We start from the raw sequence: 14089 nt of genomic DNA on the forward strand, positions 1-14089 counted from the left end.
AGGCGTCGGGTGAGGCGTCGGGTCAGGGGGCGTTGCACGGGGGTGACCTCCCGGTCGTGGTCGGTGCGGGTGCTCGGAGTGTCGGTGCGGTGGTCAGGCCGCCGGCGCGGCCCAGGGCGCGTCGGGCCCGTGGGCCGCCGAGAGCCGGTGGGCGGCCAGCGCCGTGCCCAGGAGCAGCAGGGCGGCCAGGGCGAGGGCCGTGGCGGTCCGCCCGTGCAGGACCAGTACCGCGCCCGCGAGGCCGCCGAGCAGCATCGCCAGGGCGGAGAGGATCCGGCGCCCCGGCCGCGGCGCGGTGCCCCCGGCCGGGGCCGAGTCGGAGGCGAGGCCGGTCAGGGTGAGGGTGAGGACGGTGGTGGTCAGGTCGGGTACGGCGAGCCGCCGGGCCACCGCGTTCTGCAGGCCCATGCCCAGGCCCAGCAGGACGATCAGGGCGTAGCGGGCGCCGGCGCCGTCCGCGAGCGCGGCGGTGACGGCGGCGCCGGCGGTCAGGGCGGTCTGGACGCAGGCCGTCAGGGCCAGCAGGCGCCCGCGGTGGCCGGCGGACCGGCCGGCGAGCCGTCCGCCGCAGAGCGCGCCGGTCAGGAAGGCCGCGAGCGAGACCAGCGAGGCCGCGGCCGACAGGCCGGAGGCGCCCGCGAGGGCGAACCCGAGGAAGACCACGTTGCCGGTCATGTTCGCCACGAAGACGTGCCCGAGGCCGAGGTAGCTCACCGCGTCGACCACGCCGGTGGCCACCGTCAGCAGCAGCATCAGCGGCGGCAGCGGTCCGTGCCGGTCGGTGCGCGGCGGGGCGAGCGTCCGCAGGGCGTCAGTCAGCAGGGCGCGCAAGGGCGGTGGCTCCTTCGGGGGTGGCCGGGCGGTGCAGGACGGCCCGGGTGAGCAGTCCGCTGGCGGGGCCGAGGACGACGGCCGCGGCGGAGATCCAGAGCGGCCAGGCGGTCAGGCCGACGGCCTGGTCGACGGACCACCGGCCCGGGCCGGTGAGGGCGAGCGCCCCGGTGACGACGACCAGGACCAGCGGGTACTCGTAGCCGTCGTCCTGCACCCAGAGCCCGTGCGGCAGTTTGACGGTGATCGCCACCGTCATCACCCCCATGGCGACCATGGCCGCCGGCGGGGTGAGCGCGCCCAGGGCCAGGAACAGGCCCGAACCGATCTGCCCGGCGCCCGCGGCGAGCGCGGTGGGCGTCCCGCCACGGAAGCCGTCGTGGCGGAACTCCGCCGTCCCGCCGGCGAGGCCGTGGCCCCCGAGGCGGTGGCTCACCTTCTGTACTCCGTGCCCGGCGATGAGCAGGCCCACCACCACGCGGAGGATCAGCAGTCCGGTATCCATCGTGTCCTGTTCCTGGTCCCTGGTCCCTGGTTCCTGTGCTTCTTGTGCGGTGCCGGCTCAGCCCGCGGCGTGCTCGCCGAGGAAGGCCTGGGCGTAGACGATCCCGAGGCCGTACGCGCCGCCGTGCTCCTTGACGATGTCCGTGACCACGCCGTACGTCTCCGTCCGGGCCCAGTCACGCTGGAGTTCGAGCAGGACCTGCACCCAGGTGACGGGCACCGCACCGGCCTGGGTCATCCGCTGGACGGCGTGCTCGTGGGCCTGCGGGGAGACGCCGCCGGAGGCGTCGGTGACGACGTAGACCTCGTAGCCCTGGTCGATCATGGACAGCACGGGAAGGACCAGGCAGACCTCGGTCCACAGCCCGGCTATCACGACCTTGCCGCGGCCGGTGGCCTTGACCGCCTCGACGACCGCCTCGTCCTCCCAGGCGTTCATCGAGGTGCGGTCGAGGACCTCGGCCTTGGGGAAGACCGCCGCCAGCTGCGGCAGCAGCGGGCCGGAGAAGGACTCGGCGGCGACGGTGGTCAGGACGGTCGGCACGTCGAAGGCCCGGGCGGCCTTGGCGAGGCCGACGGTGGCGTTGACGATCGCGGTGCGGTCGCCGCTGCCGGTGCCGAAGAACATCTGCGGCTGGTGGTCCACGAACAGCACCACGGCGTTGTCGGGGGTGAGCAGGTCGGGGCTGGGGGTGGCGCTGACCTGGGTGAGGTCGACCATGACGGGGTTCCCTTCGGTGCGGTGGGACAGGGCCCTTCGCGCGGTGGTCCGCGTGAAGGCGGGGCAGGTGGATCAGAGGAGGAAGCAGGGGTCGAACGGCGTTCCCTGCTCGGCGGCCAGGCCGCGCGCGACCCGCCAGCGGTGGTGCAGCCCGGACTCGGCGACGGCCTCGCCGAGCAGCTCCGCCTGGCGGGCGCCCGCGCCGTGGGCGGGGCGGGCGGCCTGGTAGCCGCCGAAGTGGGCGACCGGGCTCCAGCCGGGGCTGACCGGCGGCAGCTCCTCGTCCATGCCCTCGTACTCGGCCGCGGCGTGGACGATCCGGCCGCCGACGACGGTCAGCACGGACTCGATGGACGGGATCTCCGGCTCCGGCACCGTGAAGTAGTCCTCGGACAGCACCGCCAGGTCCCCGTAACTGCCCGGCCGCAGCACGCCCTTGACGTCCTGCTCGCCGGTGAGGGCGGCGCCGGCCGTGGTGTACATCGCGAGCGCGGTCGCCCGGTCGACCCGGTTCTCCGGGGGCCGGATCGCCAGGCCGCCGACCGTGCGGCCGGAGACCAGCCAGTGCAGGGCGACCCAGGGGTTGTACGAGGACACCCGGGTGGCGTCCGTGCCGGCGGCCACGGTCAGGCCGCGCGCCAGCATGGCGCGGACCGGCGGCGCCTCGGCGGCGGCAGCGGCGCCGTACCGGCGGGTGAACACCTCGCCCTGGAAGGACAGCCGGTTCTGGACGGAGAGCGAGCCGCCGAGCGCCGCGATCCGGTCCAGGCTGTCCGGGGAGACGGTCTCGGCGTGGTCGAAGAGCCACCGGTTCCCGGCGGGGAAGAGCCCCTCGGCGGCGAGCCCCTCGAACACCGCGAGGTCGCGCCGGATCGTCTCGTCGTACGTCGCGTGCAGCCGGAAGCCCCAGCCGTGCTCGGTGAGCAGGCGCACGGCCTTGGCGAACTCCCCTTCGTAGGCGTTCAGTTCGGGGCGCGGCTCGGCGAAGTTCTCGAAGTCGGCGGCGGCCCAGGTGAGGTTCTCGCCGGCGCCGTTCAGCCGCAGCCACTCGTCGCCGTCCCCGGGCCGGACCGTCTCGACCCAGCGGGTGAGGTCGTCCAGCTCCTGGCCGGGGGTCTGCGGGAACAGGTGGTAGGCGATGCGGAGCGAGAGCAGCCCGTCGCGGGCGAGTTCGGTCACCGTGGCGTAGTTCTCCGGGAAGCTCTGGAACCCGCCGGCGGCGTCGATCGCGGAGGTCAGTCCGAAGCGGTTCAGCTCGCGCAGGAAGTGCCGGGTGGACGTCCTGCGCTCCTCGCCCTCCAGTGTCGGGGCCTTGGCGAGCGTGGAGTAGAGGACCAGGGCGCTCGGGGCGGCCAGCAGCATGCCGTTGGGCTCGCCGCCGCGGCCCCGGACGATCTGGCCGCCCTTCGGGTCCGGGGTGTCGCGGGTGTAGCCGACGGCGCGCAGCGCGGCGCGGTTGAGGACCGCCGACTGGTAGAGGTGGAGGACGAACACCGGGGTGTCCGGCGCCGCCTCGTTCAGCTCGGCGGGGGTCGGCAGCCGCCGCTCGGCGAACTGCTCCGCCGACCAGCCGCCGACGACCCGCACCCACTGCCCCCGGGGCGTCCGGGCGGCCTGCTCCCGCAGCATCGCCAGGCCCTGGCGCAGCGACCGCACACCGTCCCAGCGCAGCTCCAGGACGTAGTTGAGGCCACCGCGGATCACGTGCAGGTGCGCGTCGTTGAGGCCGGGCACCACGCGGCGGCCGAGCGCGTCGACCACCACCGTGGACGGGCCGACGACCGGGGCTATGTCCGCGTCGTCCCCGACGGCCGTGATCAGGCCGTTCCGGATGGCGAGGGCGCCGGCCTGCGGGCGGCGGGCGTCCCCGGTGTGGATCCGGGCGTTGCGGACGACGACGTCGGCGGCGTGTTCGGTGACGTTCTCCGTGCGGGGGACCAGCCCGCCGACCGGCATTGCAGGCACCTCGACGGCCTCCAGTCATGGGTTCGGGCCGCCGCCCGGAGCGGGCGGCGGCGCGGCGCGGTCGAGCCGGACGAGCCCAAGAGGCTGTCCTGTTCGCTCTCATGACGGAACGTTAGGCAGTGGCATGGTGTCGGAGTTGGCCCACAGTGCACCGGCACCGGTCCGGGAGCGCACCGGCCGGGTGGAGTGACGGCCGGGCGCGAGGGCGGTGTCCGAGTGTCGGCCGGGGGTCGAACCGGGGCGGCGCCCGCCGGTCAGCTCTCGGAGCGCCGCAGCAGGTAGGTGTCCATGATCCAGCCCTTGCGCGCGCGGGCCGACTCGCGCAACTCGCTGATCCGCGGGGCGGCTTCGGCCAGCGGACCGGCGACGAGGATCTCGTCGGGGGTGCCGAGGTACGCGCCGTAACGGATCTCCAGCCCCTCCGGGTCGATCCCGGTGAAGGCGGCGCGGCCGTCGAGCATCACCACGACGTCGTCCACGTCCTCGGGGAAGCCCTCGGCCAGTCGGCGGCCGGTGGTGATCTGCACCGGGCGGCCGACCCGGGTCAGCGTGCTGCGGTGGCGGGCGGCGAGCGCGGAGACGCTGCTGATGCCCGGGACCACCTCGTAGTCGAAGCCGACGGCGCCGCGGGCCAGGACGTCGTCCACCACGGCGATGACGCTGTCGTAGAGGCTCGGATCCCCCCAGACCAGGAACGCGCCCGTCTCGCCCTCGCCGAGGTGCTCGGAGAGCAACTGCTCGACCAGGTCGGCCCGGCGGACGCGCCAGTCGTCCACGGCGGCCGCGTACGCGGGGGTGGTCCGGTCCCGCTCCGCGTCCGGCGCCTCGACCACCCGGTGGCCTGGCCGGCCGTGCTCGGCCAGCATCCGGCGGCGCAGCCGGATCAGGTCCTGCCGGTCCTCGTTCTTGTCGAGGATGAAGAAGACGTCCGTGCGGGCGAGCGCCTTGACCGCCTGCAGGGTGAGGTGGTCGGGGTCGCCCGCGCCGATGCCGATGACGAAGATGTGCCGCATGGGAGGCATTCTGCCGTCCGGGACGCCCTGGTCGCGTCGGCGGCCGGGAGGGGCGCGTCCCGATGTCGGGCGGCGGCCACCGTGATGTCACGTTCGAACCCTTGACCGGATCTTTTCCGTATCGCCATGATGGGCCGTCATGTTGTGACTCCGCCGCTGGGGGAAGTCCGGTTCGAATCCGGCGCTGGCCCGCAACGGTAGGCCGCCGGCTCCTGGTCGGAGGCGAGCCCGAGTACCCGTCGGCGGAGGCGTGTCGTCCCTCCTCCCGTCGTGGTCCGCGGGCCGGAGCCCCGAGGGCCGCCCCGGCTGTCGCCGCCGCCCTCCGGGCCCCTGCGCGCGGGCCCGGAAAGGCCACCATGCCCACGCTCCGCCGCACCCTCGGTCTGCTCGCGATACCCGCCGTGGCGCTCGCCACCGCACTCCCGGCGGTCACCGCCGCCCACGCCGCGCCCGTGAACGCGACCGCCGCCGCGACCTCGTCCCCGACGGTCCGTCCCGACGCCGCCGCGGGCGGCTGGCTGGCCCGCCAACTCGTCGACGGCGACCACTTCGAGTCCGTCTTCAACGGGACCGCCTACCCCGACCAGGGCCTCACCATCGACGCCGTACTGGCCTTCGCCGCCTCGCGCGGCTCCGACGAGGCCGCCGCGAAGGCCACCGCCTGGCTGGCGAAGCCCGAGATCATCGGCGGCTACCTCGGCGACGGCACCACCGAGGCCTACGCGGGCGCGACCGCCAAGCTGCTGCTCGCCGTCGAGGTCCGCGGCGGGGACCCGGCGGCCTTCGGCGGCGTCGACCTGCCGGCCCGCCTGCGTTCGCTGCAGACCGCCGAGGGCCGGTTCTCCGACCGCTCCCAGTGGGGCGACTACAGCAACGCCTTCGGCCAGTCCCTCGCCGTGATCGCCCTGCACCGCACGCCCGGTGACGCCCCGGCGGCGGCCGTGGACTTCCTGGCGAACAGCCAGTGCGCGGACGGCGGCTTCCCGCTCTCCTTCGGCCAGGCCGCCTGCACCAGCGACGCCGACGCCACCGCGCTCGCCGTCCAGGCCCTCGCCGCCACCGGGCGCGCCGCCAAGGCGAACACGGGCCTGGGCTGGCTCACCGACCACCAGAACGCCGACGGCGGGTTCGCGGCCGCCGGGGCGACCGCCTCCAACGCCAACAGCACCGGCCTGGCCACCCAGGCGCTGCTCTCCGGCGGACGCCTCGGCCCCGGCCTCAAGGCCTGGGGCCGGCTGGTGAAGCTCCAGCAGGGCTGCTCCGCCGACCCGGCGGTCCGCGGCGCCGTCGCCTACGACGCGACCGGCTTCAACGCGGGCACCGGCGCCCGGGCCACGGCGCAGGCCGTCCTCGGCCTCGCGGGCACCCCGCTGTCCACGCTCTCCGCCTCCGGGGCCGCCCCCGACGCCCCGACCCAGGCCTGCCCGCCGGCCCCGGCCACGCGCTGAACCACGCTGACACCGCGAGGAGTTCACCGATGAGCGACACCCCCACCCCGGTCCGCCCGGCCCGCCGTACGCTCGGGTCGATCGCCGCCGCGGCGGCCCTCACCGCCGGACTGCTCGGCGTCTGCGCCGTCCAGGCCCCGCAGGCGCGGGCGGCCGCCTGCGGCGGCACCACCGGCGTCACCGTCGTGGTCGACTTCACCGCCGTCGGCGGCGGCATCCAGACCGGCTGCGCGCCCGGCGACCCGGCCAGCGGCCTGGCCGCGCTCACCGGCGCCGGATTCTCGTACGCCTTCCACCCGCGCTACCCGGGCTTCGTCTGCACCATCAACGCCCTGCCGACGACCTGCACTAACCCGACCGGCAGCGCCTACTGGTCGTACTGGCACGCCCAGCACGGCGGCCCCTGGTCGTACAGCACCCTGGGCGCGGGCAGCTACGACCCGGCCCCCGGCGACGTCGAGGGCTGGTCCTTCGGCGCCGGCGCACAGCCGGGCACCACCGCGCCCTGACCCGCGCGGGCTCACCGGTGCCCCGGACCCTTCTCCGGAAGGGGCCGGGGCGCCGGTGCCAGGGGATCAGGCGCCGCGGGACGCTCGGCGCCGCCGGTCGAGGTGTCCGACCAGCCGTACGGTTGCCACCGCGGCGGCCGTGAAGAACAGGCTGTCGACCATGGTGCCCGCGGTGGTCAGCCATGCGGGGTCGTCGCCGTCGGGCACGCGCGTCGCGGTGAACAGCCCGCCGACGCCCGTCGAACGTACTGTCATTCGACGGCCGCGCCCACTCGCGGTCCTCCCTGAGGATCCGGTCCATCGTCATGGATTTCGGTGTTCTCGTCCCGGCCGGGCCGGCCGTCGGCATCCAGATCACGCCGACGTGGTGGTCCACTTCCGCCGCCGGCCCCGCGGACCGACCTCTCGGCGTGCCGGCCTGGCCCCGCGGGTACGGCTTCGCGCTCGGCGTGCGCGGTTGACCCGACATCACGACGAAGGCCCAGGCGGCCCCGGGGCGGCCTGTCATGACACGGCGTCAGATCGCATACTCGTCGGTATGAGCGATCGGAATGGGGCGGCGTCGGCCTGGAAGGTCGGCGATGTGATCGAGGGGCTGTACCGGGTCGACCAGGTGCACGAGGCCGGCGGGATGGGCCTGGTGTACCGGGTCTGGCACCTGGGGTGGGGGACCGACCTGGCGGTGAAGTCCCCCCGGCCGGAACTGTTCCGGTCCGCGCGGGAGCGGGAGCTGTTCGTCGCCGAGGCGCAGACCTGGGTCGGCCTCGGCATGCACCCGCACGTCTGTGCCTGCCACTACGTACGGGAGATCGGCGGGACGCCCCGGGTGTTCGCCGAGTACCTGGACGGCGGCAGCCTGAGCGAGTTGATCCACAGTGGCCGGCTGTACGCGGGCGGCCCGGAACAAGCCCTCGCCCGGATCCTGGACCTGGCGGTCCAGGCCGCCCGGGGTCTGGACCACGCCCACCAGCAGGGCGTGGTCCACCAGGACGTGAAGCCGGGCAACATCCTGCTGGACCGGGACGGTACCGCCCGGATCACCGACTTCGGCCTGGCCCGGGCCGGGCAGCTCGCCGCGTGGCCCGGCGGCGCAGGCGATCGGCCCGGCGCCGACGCCACCGTCCTGGTCGCCGCCGGCGGGATGACCAGGGTGTACGCCTCGCCCGAGCAGTACGGGCAGCGGCAGCTCGGCCGACGAAGCGACCTGTACAGCTTCGCCGTCTCGGTGCTGGAGATGTTCACCGGCGGCGTGGCCTGGTACGTCGGACCACTCGCGAGCGAGACCCTCGCGGTCTTCCGCGGGACCCGGGGCCGCGACGGCCGCCCGCCGATCCCGCCCGGCGTCGCCGAGCTGCTGGAGCGCTGCCTGCGCCACGACCCCGCCCAGCGACCCGCCTCGATGGCCGAGGTCGCCGCCGAGCTCGCCGAGCACTACCACCGGGCCACCGGGACCCGGTACGCGCGCCCGGTGCCGAGCGCGGTCGGGCTGCGCGCCGACGAGCTGAACAACCGCGGCCTGTCGCTCTTCGACCTCGAGGACATCCCCGGCGCGCAGCGCGCCTTCGCCGACGCTCTGGAAGCGGACCCGCGCCACCTGGACGCCGCCTACAACGGCGGCCTGCTGCGCTGGCGGCGCGGCGAGACCACTGACGACACCCTGGTCGCCGACCTGGAGCAGCTGCGGCTCGTGCACGGCGACTCCTGGCAGTCCCGCCACCGGCTGACCGAGGTCCACCTGGAACGCGGCGACCTGGAGGCCGCCCGCGAGCTGCTCGCCGGGATCACCGCGGAGTGCGGCGACGACCCCGAGCGGCGCGCCGCCGTGGAACGTCTCGACCTCTCAAGCGTCCCCGACAACCGGGCGGCCCCGGCCTTCACCGCCCGCTGGTACCAGCTGTTCGACGGCCCCGCGCGGCTCGCCGCCCGGATCACCCCCGACGGGCGGTACGCGGTCACCGGCTACGGCGGCCACGGCGACAAGGACCGCGGGCTGAAGCTGTGGGACCTGCGGCGCGGCGAGCTGCTGCGCACCGTCGGCGGCCTGGAGTCCTGGGTGAGCAGCCTCGACGTCTCCGACGGCCGGTACGCGGTCTCGGTCGGCCCGGACAACGAGGTCCGGTTCTGGGACCTGGCGCGCGAGCGCTGCCTGCTGGCCTTCACCCCGCCCGGCCGCCGCGAGCTGTTCCGGGTGCAGGCCCTGCGGATCGACAACCGGGCGCGGACCGCCGTCGCCGTGGTGGAGGGACGGCTGCTGGTCTGGGACTTCCCGAGCGGCCGGCAGCGGTTGCGGCTCGGACCCGTCACGGACCGGGCCGAGGACTCCCACCGGGTCGAACTGAGCCACGACGGCGGTCTCGCCCTGGTCAGCAGCCACGCGCGCGGCACCCTCCAGCTGTGGGACCTGAACACCGGAGAGCTGCGGCAGACGATGACGATGCCGGGCCGCGGTCCCACCGCGATCTGGCTGGAGCCCGAGGGCCGCATTGCGGCGACCGCCTCGCCCGGCCTGACGATCCGGCTGTGGGACCTGCGCAGCGGCCGCGCGGTGCGCACCGTGACCTCGCCGATCGGCGAGGTCCGCTCGCTGGTGCTGAGCGGCGACTCCCGGTACGCCGTCACCGGCGGCGAGGACGGCGCGGTGCGGCTCTGGGACCTGGCCCTGTACCGCTGCGTGCGCACCTTCCGCGAACACAGCCAGCCGGTCGCCGCCGTGATGATGGGCGGGGACGCCGACTGGGCGGTGTCTGCTGGGCAGGACAACACCGCGCGCTGGTGGCGGATCACCCCGGAGCGCCGGTTCCGGGCGAGCATGCAGCTCAGTCGGCCTCGCCGCCACCAGGAGATCGAGCGGGCCGGCGGGCAGGTCGGGGCCCTGCTCGCCGAGGCCGAGCAGGCGCTCGGGTCTCGGCAGCACGCCGCCGCGCTCGACCTGCTCACCCGGGCCCGCTCGACGCCCGGCTATGAGCGTGCGCTGGAGGTGCTGGCCGCGTGGCGGCGGCTGGGGAGATCCGTCCGCCGTACCGGGCTGCGCGGGGCGTGGCCGGTGCACACCCTCGGCGGGCAGGGCCACGTGTCCTCGCTCGCCGTGTCGGCGGACGGGCGTACCGCGGCGATCGGCGGTGACCGCCGGGTCGGGCTGTGGAATCCGACCGACGGCACCCCGCTGCGCGCGCTCGACAAGCCCCGGGTCGGATCGGTCGGCCTGAGCGCCGACGGCCTGCGTGCGGTGGCCGGCGGGGACGCGGTGCTGCAGAGCTGGGAGCTGCCCGGCGGCCGACCGCTCGGCCGGGTCGACGCCCGTGGGCCCGACGGCCGTGCCGAGAGCGGTGAGGAGGGCATGCTCGGGAACTCGGTCCTGTTCACCGCCGATGCCCGGCAGGCCCTGGTGATCGGCCGGGACGGCGCGCTGCGGCTGTGGGACCTGGACAGCGGCCGCTGCGTGCGGGTGCTCACCGGCGACGGCGAGCGGCCGACCACCGCCGCCGCGATGAGCGCGGATGGCACCCGGGCAGCGAGCGTGGCGCTGTTCGGCGAGATCCAGCTGCACGCCCGGCTCGGCGCTCCGCCGCTGGCGCTGAGTCATCCGGCGTGCGGCTGGCTCTCGTTCGACGCAGACGGCCACCGGCTGCTGTCCGGCAGCGCGTACGGCGACCGCTCGCTGCGGCTGTGGGACGCCGGCACCGGGCAATTCCTCCGCGCCTTCGACTTCGAGGTCCTGCCGTGGGACGCCGGTACCGGGCCGGATGAGCTGTCGGTCCTTCACCTCTCCGCCGGCGGCCGGTTCGCCTACACAGGCCACCGGCTCGGCACGGTGCGGATCTGGGACGCCGACACCGGCCGCTGCCTGCGCGAGCTGGAAGGAGGTGGCGGCCAGGTGTGGAGTCTCACCGCCACCGCGGACGACAGCCTGCTGCTCTTCGGCTGTGCGGACGGCTCGGTGCGGGCGTGGGCGCTGGACTGGGAGCTGTCCGCCGGGCAGTGACGATCGGCCGGCCGGGACACCGGCTCAGTTCCGCAGTGGCCGGGCGGGCATTCGGGCTCGGGACGGTACGGTCACCGCCCCACACCGCTGCGCGTCAGCCCCGGGTTCGCACCGGGTTCCCCCGCTCGGCCACCGCGGACGCTACCGCACAGGTCCATCGCCCGACGAGGTGATGTGATCGACCTGACGCCCCGTTGACTCTCCGTCGGTCAGCGTGGTCTGATGAACCGATTTTTTGCCCTCGGCATTCAGGGGAAGCCGGTCCAACTCCGGCGCTGACCCGCAACCGTGGACCCACCTGAGGGTGGGGGAGCCGGAATGCCTGGACCGGGGGTCTGTTCACAGAGCACTTGCGTCGTCGCGGACTACGACGCGGTTTCGACGGCCCCGTGCCCGCGGGCGACCGTCGGCTGCGCCGTCGCCTCGCGTGTCGACCGACCAGGGAGTCGTCGTGAGGGTCAGCAGCAATCGCACACGTCACAGGAACCGGGACCTCGCCTCGCTGGTGGTCGCCGGCACCGTCGCCGTCGCCGCCTGCGGCACGGTCCTGCTCGGGTACCCGGGTACCGCCTCGGCCGACCCGATCGAGCAGTGCACGGCGACGACGGGGGCGATCGTCGCCGTCGACTTCACCCACTGGGGCGGCGGCGTCGTCCGGGGCTGCGACGCCCACCCCACGACGGGCATGAACCTGCTGCACAACGCCGGCTTCACCACGACCGGCACCGAGCACGACGGACCGGCCTTCATCTGCCGGCTCGGGACCGGGACCTTCAACGGCGGCGCCCAGTACCCGACACCGGCCGAGGAGCCGTGCGTCAACACCCCGCAGGCCACCGCGTACTGGTCGTACTGGATTGCCGAACCCGGCCAACAGGCCTGGTCCTACAGCCGGTTCGGGGCCGGCACGCAGAAGCCCAAGCCCGGCGAGGTCGAGGCCTGGGTCTACGGCGGTACGGACGTCGGCGGAACCAGCGGGGCGCCGAACTTCACCCCGGACTCCGTCCGCGCCAGGAACGGCGGCCCCTCGCCCTCCGCCTCCCCGTCGGCGTCGCCCTCGCCCGCGGTGGCCCTGAGCGCGCCCGAGGGGAGGAAACCCGACGCGGCCAGGGGGAGCGCCTACCTCACCGACCCGGCCCGGCTGATCGACGGCCACTACTACGAGGGCTTCCCGGCCTTCGCCGACTTCGGCCTGACCATCGACGGGGCCTACGCCCTCGCCGCGACCGGCACCGACGACGCCGCACTGCGCCGGATCGTCGACTTCCTCGACCAGCAGGGCAAGGACGCGAGCGAGCGCACCGTCAACGACTGGACCGCGATCGGCACCGAGTACGCCGGCGGCGGGTCCATCGGCAAGGAGGCGCTGCTCGCCGAGGCCGTCGGCCGCAACCCGCGGGACTTCGGCGGCCACGACCTGATCGCCGCCCTCGCCGCGCTGGTGTGCGCCAAGGCCGACGCGACCACCGGCTGCGCCGCCCCGGGCAACTACGCCTACGCCACCTCCGTCTTCTCCCAGGCGCTCGCCGTCATGGCCCAGCTCCGGGCCGGGGAGTCCACCAGCGCCGCCCCCGCGATCGCCTACCTGAAGGGCCTCCAGCACCCGGACGGCTCCTGGCCGAGCCTGATCCCCGCCACCGGCGACTCCGACGTGGACAGCACGGCGATGGCCGCCATGGCCCTCGCCCTCGTCCCCGGGGACGAGGCCGCCCAGGCGGTCGACCAGGGGCTCGGCTGGCTCGCCGCGCGGCAGCTGCCCGACGGCGGCTTCCCCGGCGCTTCCGGCGACTCCACCAACTCGGCCGCGCTGGCCGTCCAGGGCATGACGCTGCGCCAGGCCGCCGCCGGTGGACAGATCGCCAAGGCGCTCGACTTCCTCGCCGGGCAGCAGAACGGCGACGGCGGGTTCAACGTCGCGGCGGCCGGGCAGCGGGGTTCGGACGTCCGCGCGTCCACGCAGGTGCTGGGCGGTGCCACCGGCATCTCCTTCGGGACGCTGTCCCGCGACCTCGCGGGCACGCCGACGCCGACTCCCACCGGGACTCCGACCACCACCCCGACGGGAACGCCCACCCCGACGGTCAGTCCCACCGGGACGCCGACCGGCACCCCGGCGGGCTCGCCCACGACGACCGCGCCGATCCCGGCCACCGACACCCCTTCGTCCGGCGGCATCGACACCCCGAAGGGTGACAGTGCCGCCGGGGCAGAGGGCGTGACGGTGCGGACCGGTTCAGGCGGCCTGGCCAGTACCGGAAGCCAGGCACTGGCACTGACGGCGGGAGCCGGCGCGCTGACCGCGCTCGGCGCCGGGGCCGTCCTCGTCGCCCGTCGCCGCACCGCGGCCGCCCCGGGGCGTCACCGGTGAGCCGGGGACTCGGCACGCGCCTCGCCCGGCTGTCCGGGGCGGCGTCGCTGACCCTCGCCCTCGCCTTCGGCGGCGTCGCCGCGGGCACCACCCCGGCCGCCGCGACCCCGTTGCCGATCGAGCAGTGCACCACCACCTCCGGTGCCGTACTCGCCGTGGACTTCGGCAAGTGGGGCGGCCCGCTGCTGCGCTCCTGCGGCACCACGCCCACCACCGGGTTCACCCTGCTCAACCAGGGCGGCTGGAAGACCACCGGCACCGGGCACGACGGACCGGCCTTCATCTGCCGGATCGGCTACAGCGGCTTCCAGGGCGGCAAGCAGTACCCGACGCCGGACCAGGAGAAGTGCGTCCTGACGCCCCCGGCCACCGCGTACTGGTCGTACTGGCACGCCGATCCGGGCCAGAACGAGTGGTCCTACAGCCAGCTCGGCGCGATGCTCTACCAGCCGAAGCCCGGCAGCGTCGACCTGTGGATCTTCGGCGGCACCAACGTCGAGGGCACCGAAGGTCGTCCGACGATCTCGCCGGACAGCGTCCGGGCCCACAACTCCAGCCCGGGCGGGCAGCCGGCCGACCCGGGCCAGGGCACGACGGGTGGTTCCGGCGGAGCGGCGGGCGGTTCCGGTACGACGGGCGGATCCGGTACGACGGGCGGCAGCGGCTCCGGTGCGACCGGCGGCTCCGGGTCAACCGGGGGCACTGGCTCAACCGGCGGCCGGGCCCCGGCCCCCGCCGCGCCTCAGCC

At 75.0% G+C, this 14089-nt stretch carries 11 protein-coding genes and 3 riboswitches; of the genes, 5 read left to right on the forward strand and 6 right to left on the reverse strand.

Features of this window, described 5'->3' with window-relative positions:
* Window positions 1-93: 93 nt before the first annotated feature.
* From AE652_RS19680 to cobF, 5 genes are all read right to left on the reverse strand, one after another.
* The gene (locus AE652_RS19680) at window positions 94-831 is read right to left on the reverse strand and encodes a YoaK family protein (RefSeq protein WP_049653332.1); all 738 of its coding nucleotides are present in this window, start codon (window positions 829-831) and stop codon (window positions 94-96) included.
* Window positions 812-1336: a DoxX family protein gene (locus AE652_RS19685; RefSeq protein ID WP_049653333.1), complete on the reverse strand. Its 525-nt coding sequence runs from the start codon at window positions 1334-1336 to the stop codon at window positions 812-814. The genes AE652_RS19680 and AE652_RS19685 overlap by 20 nt, the downstream gene beginning before the upstream one ends.
* A 57-nt stretch (window positions 1337-1393) precedes the next feature.
* Window positions 1394-2056 (reverse strand): hydrolase, encoded by a 663-nt coding sequence (locus tag AE652_RS19690; RefSeq protein ID WP_049653335.1) that lies wholly within the window; start codon window positions 2054-2056, stop codon window positions 1394-1396.
* Between the two features lie 72 nt (window positions 2057-2128).
* Window positions 2129-4012: an amidohydrolase gene (locus tag AE652_RS19695; protein ID WP_049653337.1), complete on the reverse strand. Its 1884-nt coding sequence runs from the start codon at window positions 4010-4012 to the stop codon at window positions 2129-2131.
* Between the two features lie 263 nt (window positions 4013-4275).
* Complete coding sequence (gene cobF / locus AE652_RS19700) at window positions 4276-5034, reverse strand: precorrin-6A synthase (deacetylating) (protein ID WP_049653339.1); 759 nt, start codon at window positions 5032-5034, stop codon at window positions 4276-4278.
* Between the two features lie 118 nt (window positions 5035-5152).
* Window positions 5153-5293, forward strand: a riboswitch (cobalamin riboswitch).
* A 97-nt stretch (window positions 5294-5390) separates the two neighbouring features.
* Between cobF and AE652_RS19705 the strand changes: the two genes are divergently transcribed.
* Window positions 5391-6482, forward strand: a complete 1092-nt coding sequence (locus AE652_RS19705) for a prenyltransferase/squalene oxidase repeat-containing protein (protein WP_082345844.1) — start codon at window positions 5391-5393, stop codon at window positions 6480-6482.
* 29 nt (window positions 6483-6511) lie between these two features.
* The gene (locus AE652_RS19710; RefSeq protein WP_049653340.1) at window positions 6512-6991 is read left to right on the forward strand and encodes a hypothetical protein; all 480 of its coding nucleotides are present in this window, start codon (window positions 6512-6514) and stop codon (window positions 6989-6991) included.
* A 66-nt stretch (window positions 6992-7057) separates the two neighbouring features.
* Here AE652_RS19710 and AE652_RS45155 read toward each other — a convergent pair whose 3' ends face one another.
* Window positions 7058-7246, reverse strand: a complete 189-nt coding sequence (locus tag AE652_RS45155) for a hypothetical protein (protein WP_049653342.1) — start codon at window positions 7244-7246, stop codon at window positions 7058-7060.
* A gap of 283 nt (window positions 7247-7529) precedes the next feature.
* Between AE652_RS45155 and AE652_RS19720 the strand changes: the two genes are divergently transcribed.
* The 3 genes from AE652_RS19720 to AE652_RS19730 all read left to right on the forward strand — a co-directional run.
* Entirely contained in the window at window positions 7530-10973 is a 3444-nt protein-coding gene (locus AE652_RS19720; RefSeq protein ID WP_159028495.1) for a WD40 repeat domain-containing serine/threonine protein kinase, read from the forward strand.
* Window positions 10974-11018: 45 nt separating this feature from the next.
* Window positions 11019-11095, reverse strand: a riboswitch (cobalamin riboswitch).
* A gap of 78 nt (window positions 11096-11173) precedes the next feature.
* Window positions 11174-11318: riboswitch (cobalamin riboswitch) on the forward strand.
* Window positions 11319-11424: 106 nt separating this feature from the next.
* Window positions 11425-13341: a prenyltransferase/squalene oxidase repeat-containing protein gene (locus tag AE652_RS19725; protein WP_107086487.1), complete on the forward strand. Its 1917-nt coding sequence runs from the start codon at window positions 11425-11427 to the stop codon at window positions 13339-13341.
* A partial coding sequence (locus tag AE652_RS19730; protein WP_369808308.1) for a hypothetical protein occupies window positions 13338-14089 on the forward strand: 752 nt, incomplete at its 3' end. The genes AE652_RS19725 and AE652_RS19730, both read left to right, overlap by 4 nt.

It is taken from the genome of Kitasatospora sp. MY 5-36 (assembly GCF_001182915.1).
In the GTDB taxonomy this organism is placed as follows: domain Bacteria; phylum Actinomycetota; class Actinomycetes; order Streptomycetales; family Streptomycetaceae; genus Kitasatospora.

Coding starts and splice junctions, on each gene's coding strand:
- AE652_RS19685 (WP_049653333.1), bottom strand. CDS start 1,336: ATGGATACCGGACTGCTGATCCTCCGCGTGGTGGTGGGCCTGCTCATC.
- AE652_RS19690 (WP_049653335.1), bottom strand. CDS start 2,056: ATGGTCGACCTCACCCAGGTCAGCGCCACCCCCAGCCCCGACCTGCTC.
- AE652_RS19695 (WP_049653337.1), bottom strand. CDS start 4,012: ATGCCGGTCGGCGGGCTGGTCCCCCGCACGGAGAACGTCACCGAACAC.
- cobF (WP_049653339.1), bottom strand. CDS start 5,034: ATGCGGCACATCTTCGTCATCGGCATCGGCGCGGGCGACCCCGACCAC.
- AE652_RS19705 (WP_082345844.1), top strand. CDS start 5,391: ATGCCCACGCTCCGCCGCACCCTCGGTCTGCTCGCGATACCCGCCGTG.
- AE652_RS19710 (WP_049653340.1), top strand. CDS start 6,512: ATGAGCGACACCCCCACCCCGGTCCGCCCGGCCCGCCGTACGCTCGGG.
- AE652_RS45155 (WP_049653342.1), bottom strand. CDS start 7,246: ATGACAGTACGTTCGACGGGCGTCGGCGGGCTGTTCACCGCGACGCGC.
- AE652_RS19720 (WP_159028495.1), top strand. CDS start 7,530: ATGAGCGATCGGAATGGGGCGGCGTCGGCCTGGAAGGTCGGCGATGTG.